Origin of the sequence: Citrobacter sp. wls826 (assembly GCF_005281245.1) — a bacterium.
In the GTDB taxonomy this organism is placed as follows: Bacteria; Pseudomonadota; Gammaproteobacteria; order Enterobacterales; family Enterobacteriaceae; genus Citrobacter; species Citrobacter braakii.
The window spans coordinates 126364-128680 of record NZ_SZWS01000051.1 but is presented as its reverse complement, the minus strand read 5'-3'; the positions used below and the strand labels follow the sequence as shown (position 1 = coordinate 128680).

At 50.8% G+C, this 2317-nt stretch carries 2 protein-coding genes and 1 pseudogene; all 3 read right to left on the bottom strand.

Annotation, left to right across the window (positions count from 1 at the left end; all coding sequences use genetic code 11):
• Positions 1-55: 55 nt before the first annotated feature.
• Positions 56-817: a 2-dehydro-3-deoxy-D-gluconate 5-dehydrogenase KduD gene (gene kduD / locus FDW87_RS12175; RefSeq protein ID WP_016154286.1), complete on the bottom strand. Its 762-nt coding sequence runs from the start codon at positions 815-817 to the stop codon at positions 56-58.
• Between the two features lie 57 nt (positions 818-874).
• Entirely contained in the window at positions 875-1711 is an 837-nt protein-coding gene (gene kduI, locus FDW87_RS12170; RefSeq protein ID WP_137379796.1) for a 5-dehydro-4-deoxy-D-glucuronate isomerase, read from the bottom strand.
• Between the two features lie 484 nt (positions 1712-2195).
• A pseudogene (locus tag FDW87_RS22450) lies at positions 2196-2317 on the bottom strand (acetyl-CoA C-acyltransferase); the annotation flags it as partial.

The window sequence follows — 2317 nt, the reverse complement described above, 5'->3', positions numbered from 1 at the left end:
TGTTTAACCGACAAAACCTGCCAAAGGGCAGGGTTTGTCGGTTCTGGAAAGCGGATTAACGCGCCAGCCAGCCGCCGTCTACCGCAACGGTATAGCCGTTGATATAGTCAGATGCGCTGGATGCCAGGAACACAATCGGCCCCATCAGGTCACTCGGCAGACCCCAACGACCCGCCGGGATACGATCGAGAATTTCTGCGCTACGCTGCTCATCAGCGCGCAGCTGTTGAGTGTTGTTCGTCGCCATGTAACCCGGCGCAATTGCGTTGACGTTGATGTTATGTTTGGCCCACTCGTTCGCCATCAGGCGGGTGACGCCCATTACGCCGCTTTTAGACGCGGTGTAAGACGGCACGCGGATCCCGCCCTGGAAAGAAAGCATAGAGGCGATGTTGATAATTTTGCCGCCGTTACCCTGAGCGATAAAGTGCTTCGCCGCGGCCTGAGACATAAAGAACACGCTCTTAATGTTCAGGTTCATCACGTCGTCCCAGTCTTTTTCGCTGAAGTCGATCGCATCGTCACGACGAATAAGACCTGCGTTGTTGACCAGAATATCGATATGACCGAATTCTGCCACTGCGCGCTCCAGCAGCGCCGGAATGCCGTCAATTTGACGCAGGTCGGCGGTCAGACTTAAAAAACGGCGCCCCAGCGCGGTCACGCGTTCGATAGTTTCCGTCGGTTCAACGATGTTGATCCCCACGATATCGCAGCCCGCTTCAGCCAAGCCCAACGCCATACCCTGACCCAGGCCAGTGTCACAACCGGTCACAACGGCGACCTTACCTTCAAGAGAGAATGCATTCAAAATCATTGTAAATCCTTAATTTTTTATAATGCCCGCCGCAGCAGGCACGGCTATCGCCCGCAACTAGCGCAGATCTTTGACCGCTACATGGTCCATATCATCAAAGACCTGGTTTTCGCCGACCATGCCCCAAATGAACGTATAAGCTTTTGTGCCAACGCCGGAGTGAATTGACCAGCTCGGCGAAATCACCGCCTGCTCGTTGTGCATCACAATATGACGCGTTTCCTGAGGCTGCCCCATCATGTGGAAGACGCAGGTATCTTCTTCCATATTGAAATAGAAATAGACTTCCATACGACGTTCATGGGTATGACACGGCATGGTGTTCCACAGGTTACCCGGCGCCAGTTCGGTCAGACCCATACTCAACTGGCAGGTTTCCAGCACATCCGGCACAAAATATTTGTTGATGGTACGACGGTTACTGGTGAGGTCATCGCCCAGCGTCACTGGCGCAACGTCTGCTGGCGTAACTTTTTTGGTGGGATAACTCGTGTGGGCCGGCGCGCAGTTGTAGTAAAACTTCGCTGGTTTCGCCGTATCAATGCTGGCGAATACCACTTCTTTGGCCCCTTTCCCGACGTACAGCGCGTCACGATGACCAATTTCATAGCACTGGCCGTCAACGGTAATCGTGCCCGGGCCACCGATGTTAATCACACCCAGCTCACGACGTTCGAGGAAGTAGGTTACGCCCAGCTGTTTGCCGACTTCGCCACCCACAGAGACGGTTTTGGCTACTGGCATAATGCCGCCAACAATGATGCGGTCAATGTGGCTGTAGACCATGGTGTATTCATCTGCGACAAACACTTCTTCGACCAAAAACTCATTACGCAGCTCCTGAGTGTCCAGGGTTTTCGCATGCGCACTATGGATGCTTTGTCTTACGTCCACATTTACCTCCAGTGATAAATTGACCGTGAATGCTTAAACGAATAGCAAAACGCTGTTCCGTTTTATCTTATGCGCTCATGATATCCCTCCCGGAATGGGTTTTCAATTACAAATAAAACAACGTTTCACTTTTTCTGCATCTTATTATCAAAAGTGTAATTGCGATCACGCTAGCGCATATAAATCGCGGGAATGGTTTCAATAAAATTATTTAAAACAACTAGATAGATAAAAATAAACAAGAGTAGTTCATGAGGGGTAGGGATAAGACATTGAAAATACAGCCAGCCTCACATGCCGTTCACACACCTTTTCTAACAAAGTGCGCTGTTAATCACATGAAATGAAACGCTGTTTTGATACGTTAGCAGAGTTTAGAGTGTATGTTTCTGTAACTGGCCTTGCCCTCCTGTTGGAGGGCTTTTTTATAGATGCAGGGGAAATACAGCGGGAAAGGCGTTTAAGCAGAGAAAACTTCGGGTGGTTAATCTCGTTCGATAGCGAGCGCCACGCCCTGACCACCGCCGATACATAACGTTGCCAGGCCCTTGTGCGCCCGACGCTTCACCATTTCATGCACCAGTGAAACCAGAATACGGCAGCCAG